Origin of the sequence: Aeromonas simiae (genome assembly GCF_000820125.1) — a bacterium.
In the GTDB taxonomy this organism is placed as follows: domain Bacteria; phylum Pseudomonadota; class Gammaproteobacteria; order Enterobacterales; family Aeromonadaceae; genus Aeromonas; species Aeromonas simiae.
The window spans coordinates 35,095-50,536 of sequence record NZ_CDBY01000051.1 but is presented as its reverse complement, the minus strand read 5'-3'; the positions used below and the strand labels follow the sequence as shown (position 1 = coordinate 50,536).

13 protein-coding genes are annotated in these 15,442 nt (G+C 62.2%); 12 read left to right on the top strand and 1 reads right to left on the bottom strand.

All coding sequences use genetic code 11. From position 1 onward, the window contains the following. Nucleotides 1–54 precede the first annotated feature (54 nt). Nucleotides 55–813 carry a substrate-binding periplasmic protein gene (locus BN1134_RS09620; RefSeq protein WP_232300619.1) on the bottom strand — a complete coding sequence of 253 codons (759 nt, stop codon included), beginning with the start codon at nt 811–813 and terminating at the stop codon, nt 55–57. Nucleotides 814–1,050: 237 nt separating this feature from the next. Here BN1134_RS09620 and BN1134_RS09615 point away from each other — a divergent pair, with 237 nt between their 5' ends. The 12 genes from BN1134_RS09615 to BN1134_RS19990 form a co-directional block, all read left to right on the top strand. After that, nucleotides 1,051–1,584, top strand: coding sequence for a hypothetical protein (locus BN1134_RS09615; RefSeq protein WP_042046880.1), 534 nt, complete (start codon nt 1,051–1,053; stop codon nt 1,582–1,584). Between the two features lie 36 nt (nt 1,585–1,620). Beyond that, nucleotides 1,621–2,616, top strand: a complete 996-nt coding sequence (locus tag BN1134_RS09610; RefSeq protein ID WP_042046879.1) for a glycosyltransferase family 2 protein — start codon at nt 1,621–1,623, stop codon at nt 2,614–2,616. After that, nucleotides 2,613–2,984, top strand: a complete 372-nt coding sequence (locus BN1134_RS09605) for a GtrA family protein (protein WP_042046878.1) — start codon at nt 2,613–2,615, stop codon at nt 2,982–2,984. Before BN1134_RS09610 ends, BN1134_RS09605 begins: the two co-directional genes overlap by 4 nt. Continuing rightward, a complete protein-coding gene (locus tag BN1134_RS09600) occupies nt 2,984–4,129 on the top strand; it encodes a membrane protein (protein ID WP_042046876.1) in 1,146 nt (381 codons plus the stop codon). The genes BN1134_RS09605 and BN1134_RS09600 overlap by 1 nt, the downstream gene beginning before the upstream one ends. A gap of 160 nt (nt 4,130–4,289) precedes the next feature. Beyond that, nucleotides 4,290–6,362, top strand: coding sequence for an alpha-amylase (locus tag BN1134_RS09595; protein WP_042046875.1), 2,073 nt, complete (start codon nt 4,290–4,292; stop codon nt 6,360–6,362). 113 nt (nt 6,363–6,475) lie between these two features. Further along, nucleotides 6,476–7,747, top strand: coding sequence for an L-methionine/branched-chain amino acid transporter (gene yjeH, locus BN1134_RS09590; RefSeq protein WP_042046983.1), 1,272 nt, complete (start codon nt 6,476–6,478; stop codon nt 7,745–7,747). 258 nt (nt 7,748–8,005) lie between these two features. After that, complete coding sequence (locus BN1134_RS09585; RefSeq protein ID WP_042046874.1) at nt 8,006–8,998, top strand: C-terminal binding protein; 993 nt, start codon at nt 8,006–8,008, stop codon at nt 8,996–8,998. A 16-nt stretch (nt 8,999–9,014) separates the two neighbouring features. After that, entirely contained in the window at nt 9,015–10,010 is a 996-nt protein-coding gene (locus tag BN1134_RS09580; RefSeq protein WP_198133162.1) for a KamA family radical SAM protein, read from the top strand. A 15-nt stretch (nt 10,011–10,025) separates the two neighbouring features. Continuing rightward, nucleotides 10,026–11,282 (top strand): ATP-grasp domain-containing protein, encoded by a 1,257-nt coding sequence (locus tag BN1134_RS09575; protein WP_042046872.1) that lies wholly within the window; start codon nt 10,026–10,028, stop codon nt 11,280–11,282. After that, nucleotides 11,279–12,493, top strand: coding sequence for a hypothetical protein (locus BN1134_RS09570; protein WP_198133161.1), 1,215 nt, complete (start codon nt 11,279–11,281; stop codon nt 12,491–12,493). The genes BN1134_RS09575 and BN1134_RS09570 overlap by 4 nt, the downstream gene beginning before the upstream one ends. A gap of 88 nt (nt 12,494–12,581) precedes the next feature. Continuing rightward, complete coding sequence (locus tag BN1134_RS09565) at nt 12,582–14,072, top strand: histidine-type phosphatase (protein ID WP_232300618.1); 1,491 nt, start codon at nt 12,582–12,584, stop codon at nt 14,070–14,072. Between the two features lie 460 nt (nt 14,073–14,532). After that, nucleotides 14,533–15,442 (top strand): S8 family serine peptidase (locus BN1134_RS19990; RefSeq protein ID WP_042046869.1); only part of this gene is annotated, 910 nt, incomplete at its 3' end.

Sequence of the window (15,442 nt, the reverse complement as noted above, 5' to 3'; positions counted from 1 at the left end):
TACATGGCGGCAGACCAGCTGCCTTCGCAAAAGCCGAAAAACGAAGTATCCCCATTACGGGCGCACCCCTACCGGCGCGTAGCGGCGCAGAAGCGCATCATACTCTCGGTCAGCCTGAAAGGCAGCCAGGGCTTGATTGAATTGTGCCACGAAGGCGGGGTCAAACCGCCGTTTGGATAGCATGAATCGGGTCGGCATGGCGATGACGCGCGCCTGGTGCGGCACTATGTCTGCCAGCAGGTTTTCCTGCTCCAGTTTCCAGCGGGTAGCAAACGCATCCCCGAGAAATCCGTCGATACGCTGCAATTGCAACTTGCCGTAGTTGCGCTCCTCCTCGACCAGAGGCGTGACCTGTTTGGCATGCTCAGCGAGCAACTGCATCACCGGATCGCCATAATCAAATTCACGCGTCGTACCCAGACGCTTCCCCTGCTCGAGCCACTCTCTCAGACTGGTTGCGCCATCCTGCTCCCCTTCCCTGACCCACAACAGAATGAGACCAGGGCTATAGGGGTCAGAGAAATAGGCGTAGCGGCTGCGAGCCTCACTCTGGGTGGCCTCCATGGCAATATCCAAATCGCCGCTGGCCACCCCTTGCAGGGTGCGCTTCCAGGGGCGCTCGCGAAACACCACGTAGCAGTCCATCCGCTTAGCAACGGCCTCCAGTACCTGCACGGCAAAACCGGTGAGTACCTGCTCCTGATTACGGTAGTGGTAGGGAGGCCAGTCATCGTACCCGACTCGCCACGGACGCTCACAACCCGCCTGGGCCGCACCACTTAACAGCATCACGATCCATATCCAGCATTTCATGCTCACCATCCCTGCCCGCGAGGCCACCTAATTCGGACTCAAAGTAGCACGCCACTCACTCTTTTTATCGCCATATTTTTGCGAGATTGACCGCATCCTGCTGTTTTGCAGGATGGTCTGAGCAGCGTTTAAATTCCGAACAAAATTTATTTTTGTGAGCCACTAGGCTTTTCTGGCAAATTGATTAGCATGTGCGCTTGAAAGCCCCTTCTGTTCTGTGAGTGAGCGAGAGTCTACATGTTCAAGAAAGCCGGTTTCGCATCAGCCATTCTGGCCCTGAGCGGATTCTATCTTTACACCCTTTACCTGGCGGCCCACCCCCAGGTCAGCCTCTCCTATCGCCTCTATTACATGGAGGGTAAGACCCAGTTCTGGGAGCACAACTCAGACCTGGTCTACCACACCGGCAATCAACTCGATTTGGCCAAGCCGAGCCGCTTCCTTTCCAGCGAAGGGTGGGCCAGCAAGCCGACCGCGCAGGGGACCCAGCTACAAGGGGAAGGCGGGCTCTACTTCGTGCTGTCCAAGCAGCCCGACGCCCTGACCGTGCTGGCCAAGGTGGACAGCCCCAAGGCAGGCACCCTGCTCAAGGTGGCCCTCGGCCACGACTGGACCACCACCATCAAGCTGGCCAAGCAGGGGCTCAACGAGGTCAAACTCAACCTGCCGGGCAACCTGCTCAAGGCGGACCCGAGCCAACCCAACTTCCTGGCCATCTCGACCCCAGAGCCGTTGAATTTTCACACCGTGCAGATGAAAGTCGCACAATAGAACACGTCGCTGCCTTCACAATAAGGATGTCACTCCATGTCGAATACTTCTTTCCGACTCTCGTTGGTCGTCCCTGTCTATAACGAGGAAGAAAGTATCGATGCCTTCATCGCCGCCATCGACGATGAACTTGCCCCACTCAAGGATCAGCTCGAGATCGTCTTCGTCAACGACGGCAGCCGTGATCGCACCCGCGAGGTGGTCGAGCAGGCCATTGCCCGCGATCCGCGCGTGACCCTGGTCAATCTGGCGCGCAACTTCGGCAAGGAGGCGGCCCTGACCGCCGGCCTGCACCAGGCGCAAGGGGATGCCGTGGTGCCGATGGATGTGGACTTGCAAGATCCGCCGGCCCTGATCCTGGAGTTCGTCAAGCTGTGGCAGAGCGGCGACTATGACACCGTCTACGGCATCCGGGTCGATCGCAGCGCCGACACCCCGATGAAGCGCCTCACCGCCGGCGGCTTCTACCGTTTCTTCAACGCCCTCTCGAGCCAGACCAAGCTGCCGGAGAACGCCGGTGACTTCCGTCTCATCGACCGCCGCGTGGTCGAGGCCATCAAGCAACTGCCCGAGCGCAACCGCTTCATGAAGGGGCTGTTTGCCTGGGCGGGCTTTCGCTCGGTCGGTGTCCCCTATGAGCGCCCGGCGCGCCACGCCGGCGAGACCAAGTTCAACTACTGGAAGCTGTGGAACTTCGCCCTCGACGGGCTGCTGAGCTTCTCCAGCTGGCCGCTGCGGGTGTGGAGCTACGTGGGCGTCGGTGTCTCTGCCGTGGCCTTCCTCTACATCCTCAAGATCATCACCCAGGTGATCTTCTTTGGCATCGACGTACCCGGTTACGCCTCACTGATGTCGGTGGTGCTATTCCTCGGCGGGATCCAGCTCATCTCCCTCGGCATCATCGGCGAGTACATCGGCCGCATGTTCGTCGAGGTGAAGCAGCGCCCCGTCTACCTGATTGAAGGGGTCTACGGCGAATATGCCCGCCGCACCGAGCCGCAGGCGCAAAGCAAGGAGCAGGGCGAGGCATGATCTCCCGCGATGAGTTCTGGCGTCTGGTGCGTTTCGGCTTCGTCGGCGGCGGCGCCACCCTGGTGGATCTGGGCACCTCGTTTGCCCTGTTCCACCTGTGGCCCGGCATCTCGGAGCACCTGGTCACCACCCTGGCGTTTGCCGTGGCTTTCTGGTTCTCCTTCTTCGGCCACCGCTACATCACCTTCCAAAAGCAAGGCGCCGCCAGCAAGTTCCTGCTGGTCGCCCTGTTCTCACTGTTGGTGCGCAACCTGATCCTGAGCGCTCTGCTGTGGGGGGGGCTGGCCGGCCTGCTGCCGGTGGTGATCGCCACCCTGACGGTGACCATACTGACCTACCTTCTGTCTCGAATCTGGGTATTTGCCTGATGAGTGAATCTGCACTGACGGGGCCTTACCGCCCCTCCCTGCGTCTGAGCCGCCAAGACTGGTGGCTGGTCATGGCGGCATTTTTGCTAAGCCGCATCGCCCTCTATGGTTTTGGCTATGCCGGTGTCCACCTCTATGGCAACCCGCAGCTCGGCCCCTTCCAGGCCTATTGCCAGTTTGACTGCGTCTGGTTTATGCGCATCATCGAGAACGGCTATGACCTCTACCCGCGCTGGCTGAGCAAGGGTAACGCCGCCAACTGGGCCTTCATGCCGCTCTACCCCATGCTGAGCGGCGGCCTCTCCAAGCTGATCGGCGGCGACACCCTGACCGCCTTGATGCTGGTGGCCAACACCGCCTTCTTCTTCGCCCTGCCAGCCATGCTGCTGGTGCTGCGCCAGATCAAGATGGACGAGGAGACCGCCCGCTTCGGGGTCTGGCTGCTGGCCTTCTCCCCCTTCTCCGCCTACTTCGTCTCGGGTTATGGCGAGTCCATGTTCATGCTCTTCATGCTGCTCATGTTCCTGTTCGCCTACCGCCAGCAGTGGCTGCTGGTCGGCCTCATCGGCATCCTTATCTCAAGCACCCGTAACCTCGGGGTCATGATGGTGTTCCCGGTGCTGATCCTGGCGTTGCAGGCCTATGGCTGGCGCGAGTTCTTCCGCTTCACCGAGAATGCCTTCAAGGTGGTGTTCGCTCTGTGGCTGATCCCACTTGGCCTCTTCTCCTACATGTTCTACCTCTATCACCTGACCGGTGACGCACTGGCCTTCAAGCACATCCAGGTGGCGTGGGGCCGGGCGATGGACAGCCCGCTCGACTGGTGGATCAGCGGCTTTGAGCTGGGGGGGCGCAAGATGTACCTCTCCATCATGGTGATGTTCGGCTGGGCGCTGAACCTGTGGCTGTTCAGTCAGAAGCGCTGGGCCGAGGCGACCCTGATGGTCATCTGCTGCACCATACCGCTGATGACCGGCCTCAATGCCATGCCACGCTACATGTTCGGCCTCTACCCCACCCTGCTGGCGATCATCCTCATCAGCCGGCGCTGGCCGGCGCTGCGGCCCGCGATATTGTGCCTAAGCGGCATGGTGGCCTCCTTCATCGCGGTGGCCTTCGTCAACGCCAAGTTCTTCACCGTCTGACAGACGCAAAGGGGCCTTCCGGGGCCCCTTTTTTATTCCATCTCATTGAAACCGTTCTCATTTCAAACCAGTTCACAGTTCCGGGCCAAGCTTGTCCCCCTTTCCCTCCCCCGGCGCCTAGAATGGGGCAACTCGTTTATCCCGTGTCAAAGGATTGCCCATGTACCGCTCGCTCACGCCACTGTGCTTCGCCCTGCTGACCGCCCTGCCGACCCTGGGTCAGGCAGCCGCTCCCCTCTATCTCACCGTCGACGGCAAGCCGATTGCAGCCCCCTTCGATGGCGGCAAGGTGGTCCATCCCCTGACCAAGGGCAGTTACCAGATCCAGATCACCGATGACGGCCGCCTCTGCGGCCCGGCCGAGGCGGCCCCGCTGCCGTTTGGCAAGGCACTGCCACTGGCCGAGTGCGGCAAGGCAAAGGCCTACCAGCTGCGGGTCATGCTGCCCGGCGACTATGAGTTCTCCTTCGATGAGCAACGCGCCACCCTCAAGGTGCTGCGCGCCACCAAGAAGGGGGTGGTCACTCGTACCCCGCCCGAGGTGGAGTGTGCCCGCTGGGACGGTGGCCCGGTCACCGCCTCCGTCAAGGGGGTATGGCCGGACGGCACCCGGCTGCGCGACGCTTATTCGGGGCAGGAGGGCGTCGTCAAGGGCGGCAAGCTGACCCTGACCCCCTCGGCCAGCAGCGGTGGCCTGCTGCTGCTCGAGCCGGTCAACGCCGCCAAGAGTGCCCCCTTTGATTGGGATCAGGCCAGCGTCTACTTCGTGCTGACCGACCGCTTCAACAATGGCGACCCCAGCAATGACAACAGCTTTGGCCGTCAGAAGGATGGCAAGGATGAGGTGGCCACCTGGCACGGCGGCGACTTCAAGGGATTGACCGAGAAGCTCGACTACATCAAGGCGCTCGGCATGAACGCCATCTGGATCACCCCCATGGTGGAGCAGATCCACGGTTTCATCGGCGGGGGTGAGCAGGGCAGCTTCCCCTTCTATGGCTATCACGGCTACTGGGCGCTCGATTTCACCAAAATAGACCCCAACTACGGGGACGAAGAGAGCCTGCGCACCCTGGTCGACGAGGCCCACAAGCGCGGCCTGCGGGTGCTGCTCGACGTGGTGATGAACCACGCCGGCTACGCCACGCTGGCAGATTTGCAGGATCTCGGCCTCACCTCGCTGGCCCAGAACACCGGCAAGCTGCCCAAGCGCTGGAACAGCTGGACCCCGAGTGGCGGCCTCGACTGGCATGGCTACAACCAGTTTATCAACTACCAGTCCAATGACTGGAACCAGTGGTGGGGCAAGGATTGGGTTCGCGCCGGTCTGCCCGGTTATCCGCAGCCCGGCTTTGATGACGTCACCGGCAGTATCGCCGGCATGCCCGACTTCCTGACCGAATCGAACCAACCGGTCGACTTGCCCGAGTTCCTCAAGCGCAAGGCCGATACCCGCGCCACACCGATCCCGGGCGCCAGCGTCAGCGACTATCTGGTGGCATGGCACACCGACTGGGTGCGCCGCTTCGGCATCGACGGCTTCCGCGCCGATACCGTCAAGCACCTCGAGCCGGCCGTCTGGGCCAAGCTCAAGGCCGCCGGCAATGCCGCACTCAAGGAGTGGAAGAGCGCCAACCCAGACAAGAAGCTCGACGATCTCCCCTTCTACATGGTGGGTGAGGTGTGGGATCACGGGGTGAGCAAGGACTTCTGGTACCAAAACGGCTTCGACTCGCTGATCAACTTCGACTATCAGCGCGAGGGGGCACTCACTCACGCCCAGTGCATGAGCCAGGCCGAGCCGACCTATGCCTCCTACGCCCAGCGCCTCAATACCGACCCCAACTTCAACGTGATGAGCTACATCTCCTCCCACGACACCAAGCTCTTCTTCGGTGACTATCAGGACGTGGCGCTGCAAAAGCGGGTCGCCAACAGCTTCCTGATGCTGCCGGGCGGCGTGCAGGTCTACTACGGTGACGAATCCGGCCGTGGACTGGCCAAGGATGGCGGGGTGTTTGACCAGGCCCTGCGCAGCGACATGAACTGGAGCGAGCTTGGCAGCGGCGACAAGGCCGGCCTGCTGCGTCACTGGCAGAAGATCGGCCAGTTCCGCGCCAGCCACCCCGCCATCGCCAGCGGCAGCCACAAGAAACTCTCCGACGCGCCCTACAGCTTTGTGCGCGAGAAGGATGGCGACAAGGTGGTGGTGGTGTTCGCCGGTCGCAATTAAACCGCATGAAGACACCAAGGGCCCTCACGGGCCCTTTTTTCGTTTATGCCTTGCAGTGACCGGAAAACAGCCTAGCATGGAGGCCTCCCTTGGTTTTTCTGGACAATAAGGACATGTCTCGCCTCAAAAAAGAGCTGGGTCTGTGGCAGGGAATGGGGTTGCTCGCCACCTCGTTGCTCGGTACCGGCATCTTCGTCGTACCGGCCACCGCCGCCGCGCTCGCCGGCAGCGCCTCCCTCTGGGCCTGGCTGCTGCTCATCACTTTAGTGCTGCCCATCGCCTTCACCTTCGCCCGCCTCGGGCGCCGCTACCCCCACGCAGGCGGTGCACCGCACCTGATCGGCCTGGCCTTCGGCAACGGCGCCGAGCGCTTCTCCGCCTTCCTGTTTCTGGCCGTGCTGCCGGTCGGCTTGCCGGCGGCGCTCTCCATGGCGGCCGGCTTCTGGCACGCCCTGTTCGAGATGAACGCCGTGACGCTCTGGCTGGTGCAGCTCGCCACCCTGCTCGGGGTCTATCTGCTCGGCCTGCGCGGCGCGCGCTCCTCGGGCAACCTGCAACTGCTGATCGCACTGGCAATCCTGGCGCTCACCCTGCTGGTGTGGTTCCAGGGCGATCTCGCCATCAGTGACGGCGTCCGAGCGCTGCCGACCCAGGCTGAGTGGCCCGCCATGAGCACGGCGCTGGCGGTGATGTTCTGGTGCTATGTGGGGCTCGAGGCCTTCGCCCATCTCGGCGAGGAGTTCAAGCGGCCGGAGCGGGACTACCCGCTGGCCCTGCTCGGCGGCGTGCTGCTGGCCGGCGTCATCTACTGGGCCAACTCGGTGGCAGTGCTCAAGTTCGGCCACTACGGCAGCGAGGCGCAGAACACCACCGCCATCCCGGCCCTGCTGGCTGACCTGTTCGGGCCCGAGGCCAAGGTGCTGGCCGCCCTGCTCGGCTACCTCTCCTGCTTTGCCAGCATCAACATCTACCTGCAAGGGTTTGCCCGCCTGATCTGGAGCATGGCCAGAGAGGGTAAGCTGCCGGCGCCGCTGGCCCGCCTCACCGCCCGTGGCTCGCCGCTCAACGCCCTGAGCCTGGTGCTCGGCGTCTGCCTGCTCTCCATCACCCTGATCCTGTGGTGGCAGCTGCCCCTCGACAAGCTGATCCGCTACGCCAACGGCAACTTCATCCTGGTCTACCTGCTGTCGATGGCGGCCGGTTTCGTGCTGCTGCCGCGCATCGGCAAGTGGCTGGCCGGGCTCAGCGCCCTGCTCTGCCTAGCGGTGTTCGTGGCGCTGGCCGAGGAGTCGGCCTATGTGCTGCTGCTCGCCATCGGCTATGGCCTGTGGCGCTGGGGACGCCGCTGGTTAGCCACGCGCGCCACCTCGAGCGCATCCCGCTGACTCCGATGACAGGCCCGGCGACGGGCCTGTCATATCTGACAAGCCCTCCCGCCGGATTGCTGATTGACATATCACAAAGCCCCCTCCCTTCACCTGGGATGCGCCATCTCCCTCCACCACCTCCCATTTTTTGCACTATATCGCCCACATAAACTGGTCATTTATTCTATTAAAGCGCCATATTGTTTCGCCAATATCGCCATGTTGTACTAGCCGCCGTTCTCATTTGTTACCGACTTGTCACACGGCGTCACACTCATGGCTCGCATATTGATCATCGACTCCACCACGGAGCAGCACTTCCCCCTCCCTCAGGTCGAGCAGGAGTTCCTGCTGGGGCACCAGCTCGAGCTGCGCCACATCGCTCACACCGATGAGCTGTCCGACGCGCTGCTGGCCAGCCAGGACTACCTGATCATCTGGGCCTGCATCCCGGCCATCCAGTTCGATGCCGCCTTCCTCGCCCGCCTGCCCCGCTGCCGCGCCATCGTCAAGGCCGCGGTCGGCTATGACAACATCGACATCGTCGCCGCCCGCCAGCTGGGGATCGCCGTCTATAACATCCCCGACTACGGCACCGAGGAGGTCGCCGATCACGCCATGGCCCTGTTGCTGGCCCTAGCGCGCAAGCTGCCCCAAAGCGATCGCCAGGTGCGCGAGGGGGGGTGGGACTGGTCCTGCGTGAAGACCCTGACCCGCCTGCACGGCCGTCACCTTGGCCTCATCGGTTTTGGCCGCATCGGCAGCGCCATGGCCCGGCGGGCCCAGGCGTTCGGGCTGCACGTGCACTTCTACGATCCCCATGTGGCAAGCGGCCTCGACAAGGCGCACGGGGTACAGCGCTGCGAACGGCTCGACGAGCTGCTCGGCTGCTGCGACATCCTCTCGGTACACGCGGATCTCAATCCCGGCAGCCACCACCTGCTCGATGCCGATGCCTTCGCCAAGATGCGGCCACAGACCCTGCTCATCAACACCGCCCGTGGCGCCATCATAGAGCGGGAGGCACTGCTGGCGGCCTTGCAGCAGGGCATCCTGGCTGGCGCAGGGCTCGACGTGGTGGAGCACGAGCCGGCGATCCCGGCAGCGCTGCGCGCCCTGGACAATGTGATCCTGACCGCCCATTCGGCCTTCTACTCCGAGGCGGCGCTGCACGAGATGCGCAGCAAGTCCGCCACCCTGATCCGGCGGCTGCTCAGCGACGAGCAGCCGCGTGATTGCGTCAACCCCTTGCCACTGACCCTGGCCTGATCCCCGAGGAATGTTCATGGACGACACCATCGCCCTGTTTCGCCCCGAGAGCGATACCCGCTTCTCGGAGAAACTGACCCCCTATCTCGCCGCCCTGAGCCAGCGCAGCGCCGCCATCCGCGAGATGTATCGCTTCAACCCCGAGCACGAGACCCTGCCGGCCAACCTGGAGGTCGATCTGCTCAACGAGAAGAGCTCCTCCCCGATATTTGGCACGGTGCGCAAGTACGAAGGACAGCTGCTGGTGCTGCTCTCTTACACCTGCGCCGCCAACTGCCGCTACTGTGAGCGTCAGGATCGAGTCGGCGTCGGCCTGGATGTGGAGGGGCGGCTCAGGACCGAGCAGATCGACCAGATCGTGGAGTACATCCGCCAGGATCCCACCATCTACGAGGTGATCGCCAGCGGCGGCGATCCGCTCACCAACCCCAAGGGGTTGCAGTACCTGTTTGCCCGCCTCAGCGAGATCGAGCACGTGAAGGTGGTGCGCATCCACACCCGCTACCCGTTGCAAAACCCCGAGCGGGTACGCCTCGAGCTGATGGAGGAGCTGGCCCGCTGCAAACCCACCGTCTACCTGAGCCTGCACATCGATCACCCGGATGAGCTGCAACCCGAGGTGATCGCGCTGATCCAGGCGTTTCGCCGCATGGGGTTCGTCATGCTCTGCCAGAGTGTCTTCCTCAAGGGGGTCAACGATGACAAGGAGACGCTCAAGCGCCTGTTCCTGCAACTGTTTGAGCTGGGCGTGCGCCCCTACTACCTCTACCACGGCCAGGAGGTGACCTCGACCCGCCGCTTCGTCATGACGCTGGAAGAGGAGATCGCCATCGTGACGGCGCTGCGCAACGAGCTCTCCGGGCTGGCCTTCCCGCAGCACGTCATCGACATTCCCGGCGCCTCCGGCAAGGTGGTGGTGCCCAGCGACCACTGGCAAAGCGACACCGCCCTGGTCACCGACTTCAACAGCAAGACAGTGCGCACCCGCGACTGGTCTGCCGTTCCGGCCTGAGCAAAGGGAGAGAGCATGAAGACCTTCATCGTCCTGCAAAACATCGTCACCTTTCGCGCCGACTGGCAGCGGCTGGCCGCCCCCGGCCAGTACGCGCTCTGCCTGCTCACCGGCGAGCAGGGGTGGGCCAACCTGAGCGATGCCCAGAAGGCCTGCTTCGATCGCATCGACATCTGCCACCCCTATGATCAGACCCGCCTCGAGCAGGCCTGCCGCACCCTGTTGCAAGAGCGCCACCTCAGCGACATGGACGAGGTGCGCATCCTCACCAACGACGAGTACTTCCTCGGCCACGCCGCCCTGCTGCGCGAGCGCTTCTCCATTCCAGGCCCGGATCACGCCGCCATCCTCCCCTTTATCAACAAGCTGCGCATGAAGGAGGTGATGAGTAAGGGCGAAGTGCCGGTGCCGCGCGCCGTCCCGTTCCTGCCCGAGCGCCATGAGCAGGAGGGGGAGGATTACTGCCGCGAGCTGGCCGAGCACCTCGGCTTTCCCATCTTCGCCAAGCAGGTCGATTCGGCCGGCAGCGAGCGGATCGCCAAGCTGACCGATGCTACGGCCCTCGCCCTTTGGTGCCGGCAACACGCCGGGGTGAGCAACTACGAGCTCGACGAGTTTCTCGACGGGGATCTCTACCATGTCGATGCCTTGGTCTATCGGGGGGAGGTGCGCTCGCTCTACCTGTGCCGCTACAGCCACCCCAATGCCGAGTTCATCAACGGCAAGCCGGTGGGCAGCCTGCCCCTCTCCCCGGAGGACCCCCTGCACGCCCGGCTGGTGGCGTTCAACCATCAGGTGTTTCGCGCCCTCGGCCAGGTGCCTGACGGCGCCACCCACCTCGAGCTGTTCCACACCCGCGATGACCGGCTGATCTTTCTCGAGATCGCCGCCAGGGCGCCGGGGGGCTGGATCCCGCAGATGCATGCCCGCTGCTCGGGGCGCAACATCGAGGAGCAGCACTTTCTGGCCCAGATGGGCCGCCTGCCCCCGCCCGACCTCGAGACCGGCGAAGTGGCCGCCTGGGTCTGGTATCCCCAGCGCCCCGGCCAGCACGCCCACACCCGCCATCCCTTGCCGCTACAGAGCCAACATCAGGCGAGCTGGGAAGTCGCCCACGGCGCACCGCTCATCCAGCCCCAGAGCGTGCGCGATCGCATCGGCGGCGTCCTGCTGTGGAGCCGCTCGCGCGCCCTGCTGGAGGCCGACTTCCGCTGGCTGGTCGAGGAGTTTTGCCCCTATCAGGCCGCCAAGGAGCAGGAGACGCAGCCGTGACCCTGGGTGCCATGCTCAGACTCTGGCTACCCAGTGCCATCAGCGTCAGCCTGCTCAACCTCGAGTTGCCGGTCATCTCGCTGATCCTGGCCGCCAGCAACCTGGCGGCCAGTGCCGACTATGCCTTGGCGCTCAGTACCTTCATGTTCGCCAACGCCTTTGTCTTCCCGCTCTGCACCCTGGTCGTCAAGGAGCGCAAGCGGTGCGAGGTGCTGGTCGCGGCGGCGCTGCTGGCCCTGACCACCTTCCTGCTCTTCAACGCCGCCATCGCCGGGTGGGATGCCGGCCGCGGCGGCCACCTCGCCACCTTGCTGCATCTTTTCTCCTTCTCGCTGCTGGCGGTGGCCCTGCGCCGCTACCTGCAGGGGTGCTGCATCCTGGCTGGCGAGACCAGGCCGATGAGCCGCGCCTCCTTGCTGCGGGTGCTGATCTCAACCCTCGGTTGCTATCTGCTGGTGCAGCAGGGGTGGCCGGTCGATCTGGCCGCCATCACGGCGCTGGTGGCGGCGGCCTGGCTGGAGTCACTGCTGCTGGCCCTGCTGCTATGGCGACGCGCCATTCCCTGGCATGCGGGCCATGGCGCCGGCTACCGCTCCCTGCTGGCCCCCTACGGGGCGGCTTTCCTGATGACCGCCTCAGCCCTGATGAGCAACCTGGTGGTGGTGCTCTGTCTGGGGCGAGTGGAGGGGGGGGAGGTGCTGCTGGCCTACTGGCCGCTCACCTTTGGCCTGCTCTGCGTGGCCATCGGCACCGTGCTCGATCTCGAGGGGATCCTGCTCAAGATCCTCGATCAGTCGCCGCCGCCGCAGGCACTGCGCACCTTCCTGCTGTTGCAGGCTGGGCTGCCCGCCTGCCTGTTCTTGCTGCTTGGGCTGTTGTTGGATCACTACGCGCTGTGGCCCGCCGGCAGCCGCGATCTCTACCTCACCTGGCCCTTCCTTCTCGGCGTCGCCCTGGTGGCCGTGCTCTGGGTGTGGCGGGGCGAGCGCAGGGCCAGATTGCTGCGCGCCAACCGGCTCGGCCCCATCCACCTGAGCGTGCCGCTGGCCCTGCTCACGCCGCTGCTGCTGTTTCACCTGCTGGTCATCCCAAATCCGGGCATGCTGATCTCGCTGCTGATCTTCGCCCTCCCCATCGCCCTGGAGCTGGGCTGCTACCTGCTGACGCCCTGCCATGCCCTCCCATGGCAGGAGAAAACCGAGGGGGCCTGAGGGCCCCCATTTGCACATCTGACATGTTGCTGTCATCTTGGCCTCTTACCTTGCAGCCACTCCATTTCCGCTGTCTTCAAGGATGAACATGTTGCAACACGCCCCTCTCGCCCTCTCCGTCACGCTGGCCCTGCTGCTCTCTGGCTGTAATAGCTCGTCAAACGACTCCAGTGCTCCACCGCCATCCAGTGAATATCAATACAGTACCAAGGCGGTCTATCAGCCGCGTCAGGCCAGTGCCAGCTACCACGCCGCCCCGGCCGGCTTTCAGCCGGTCTTCACCGAGCTGGTGGCGCGCCACGGCTCGCGCTCGCTCTCGAGCCCCAAGTACGATGTGCTGACCAAGTTGGTGTGGGAGGCCGCCGCCAAGCAGGGGGCACTGACCGAGCTGGGTCAGGGGCTCGGCGCCAAGGTGGATGCGGTCACCGCCGCCAACCAAAAACTCGGCTATGGCCTGCTCAGTGAGCTGGGAAAAGAGGAGCACGCCAACCTCGCCACCCGACTGGCCGAGCGGCTGCCCACCCTGCTGACCCAGGGGGCAAGCCCCTTGTGCCTCAAGGTCGAGACCTCGGGTAAGGATCGCGCCAACGAAAGCGCCTACTACTTCATGCAGAGCCTGGCCAAGCGGGTCAATCTGGTGGCCGATAGCAGCGACTGTTATGTCCGTCAGGAGAACCCCTCCGAGATCGACAAGGGGCTGCGCAACAAGGCCGAGCTCTACTTCCACAAGACCGAGCCCGAGGAGGCGAAATACCTGCCCGCCTTCCAGGCCTACCAGGCCTTCATCGGTGACGAGGATAACGGGGTGGCCCCCGCCCCCGAGCTGACCGCCGCCCTCGACGCGCTCAAGGCGCTGCCCCAGACCAAAGTGATGGCCCGCGAGATGCTCGAGCGCCTCTACAGCAAGCCCTTCGTCGATGAGCTGGCCGGCGGGGTGGAGTATGTGGCCGTCAATCCGGAGGATGGCGACAAGACCTATGTGCGCGACGAGGTGGATGCCGCCCTGATGCTCTACAACCTGTTCATCATTGGCCCCGGCATGATTCGTGAGGCGCAGGCGCAAGGGGCGCCGTGGGATCTCGAGCAGTTCATCACCCCGGAGGAGTCGGCCTGGTTCTCTTATCTTTCCGATGCCGAGGATTTCTACGAGAAGGGGCCGAGCCTGAGCAGCCAGAGCGCCACCTATGCGGTGGCCCAGCCTCTGCTCGATGGCCTGTTCAACGAGGTGCAGCGTCAGGTGGTGGAAGGGGCCGGCGAGCATGTGGCCAAGCTGCGCTTCGCCCATGCCGAGACCATGATCCCGCTGGCCGCCCTGATGAAACTCGAAGGCAGCCGCCAGAGCGCCACACCGGGCGAGCTGATGAGCCAGGCCAACAACGAGTGGCGCGGCGGCTGGGTCTCCCCCTATGCGGCCAACATCCAGTGGGATGTCTATCGCAACCAGGCGGGTACTGTGTTGGTCAAGCAGCTCTACAACGAAAAAGAGCTGGCCTTCAAGCGCGACTGCGCCCCCATCGAGGCCGGCAGCCTCTTCTATGAGTTCGGCGAGCTCAAGCGCTGCTACGGCTATCAGCCCTAATCCCACCTCACGCACGAAACAGGCCGGCTATCGCCGGCCTGTGGTCTATCCGGTGGGCTCTGCCTGACGCCCCCACACACCATGCCCATCAAGGCCGTGATGATGGCCGCGCTCCCACGCCACGAGGGAAGCGCCTGATCCTCACCACTGCGCCGTCGCTCCATCCATGCTCGCACGGCAGACCACGACCAATGGCCTGAGTTCTGGCCCCATCGCATCACATATCAGAACATAAAACCAAACAATCCCGACACATTCGAGATTTAATACTGAATAAAGTGTCAATAACTGACGCAAATATCCACAACCACACTTTGTTAGCAAAACAAAAAAACATATCCACAATCCAATGGGTTACATACGAAACCCACTCATTGTCATAAAATCTTCTTATTTTACCCCCTACAAAGACTCATTCGAAAAACTCACTATTCTTGCAGCTATCACAAAGGAGGTAATGATGAGAATTGTATTTCAAGCCACCAAAAGCATTAGCCAAGACGACATTCATACATACCATCTCAATAAGGAAATTAATGAAGAAACCTACCTAAAGTTATTAAAACATAAGGATAAAGCACTCCACCCTGAGCAATATCAGCAGCATGTTGACAACCTCAACCTTCTCTATTCTGTTGAGGTCGCTGAAGGTGAAGATATTGATGTTCTCAAGAGCTCGCTGAACCAGCATCTTCCTATCAAGAAGCTCTACGTCGAACGTCATTATAAGGAGAATAATATAGACCCTGTGGAGACCGAAGAGACCAGAGCCAGTGATCCCACCACAAATCCCTATTTCCTAGGTCAGGTTTATCTGCGTGATGACGCTCTCGGCGTCAATGCTGAGTACTCTTACACCCGCACCGGAGGCTCTGGAGAACAGATTAGACTCGTTCTCATCGATGGTGGTATCAACCCCCATGAAGATTTAGAAAACCGCGACATTACTTTTATTAATAATGAGAGTAATGGTTCTGACCATGGTACTCATTGTATGAGTATCGCGGGGGCAGAAGATAATAACATCGGTATTATTGGTGTCAGTCCAAAATCAGACCTTTATTTCGGTAGTGTCGAAGGAAAGGATGTCTGGACTAATGTTATCGATTATATCTCCCCCGGCGATGTCATTTTTTCACCACGACAAAATGAGTATCGACCACTGATCACCAATGCCACAAGGCGAGCAGAATTCAGAATATTGACGGCTTATGGGGCCATCATTGTTATCATTGCTGGTAATAGTGCCGAGAATCTTGATGAATATCAGGATGGGGATGGCCGCTACATTCTCAATCGTAATTCAGATGACTTTGAAGAAACCGGCGTCATCATTGCCGGCGGTTGTAACGCCGATGCCAAACGCACCC

Bases quoted from the DNA above. Each gene is read 5' to 3' on its own strand.
- BN1134_RS09620 (WP_232300619.1), bottom strand. From the start codon at position 813: ATGAAATGCTGGATATGGATCGTGATGCTGTTAAGTGGTGCGGCCCAG.
- BN1134_RS09615 (WP_042046880.1), top strand. From the start codon at position 1,051: ATGTTCAAGAAAGCCGGTTTCGCATCAGCCATTCTGGCCCTGAGCGGA.
- BN1134_RS09610 (WP_042046879.1), top strand. From the start codon at position 1,621: ATGTCGAATACTTCTTTCCGACTCTCGTTGGTCGTCCCTGTCTATAAC.
- BN1134_RS09605 (WP_042046878.1), top strand. From the start codon at position 2,613: ATGATCTCCCGCGATGAGTTCTGGCGTCTGGTGCGTTTCGGCTTCGTC.
- BN1134_RS09600 (WP_042046876.1), top strand. From the start codon at position 2,984: ATGAGTGAATCTGCACTGACGGGGCCTTACCGCCCCTCCCTGCGTCTG.
- BN1134_RS09595 (WP_042046875.1), top strand. From the start codon at position 4,290: ATGTACCGCTCGCTCACGCCACTGTGCTTCGCCCTGCTGACCGCCCTG.
- yjeH (WP_042046983.1), top strand. From the start codon at position 6,476: ATGTCTCGCCTCAAAAAAGAGCTGGGTCTGTGGCAGGGAATGGGGTTG.
- BN1134_RS09585 (WP_042046874.1), top strand. From the start codon at position 8,006: ATGGCTCGCATATTGATCATCGACTCCACCACGGAGCAGCACTTCCCC.
- BN1134_RS09580 (WP_198133162.1), top strand. From the start codon at position 9,015: ATGGACGACACCATCGCCCTGTTTCGCCCCGAGAGCGATACCCGCTTC.
- BN1134_RS09575 (WP_042046872.1), top strand. From the start codon at position 10,026: ATGAAGACCTTCATCGTCCTGCAAAACATCGTCACCTTTCGCGCCGAC.
- BN1134_RS09565 (WP_232300618.1), top strand. From the start codon at position 12,582: ATGTTGCAACACGCCCCTCTCGCCCTCTCCGTCACGCTGGCCCTGCTG.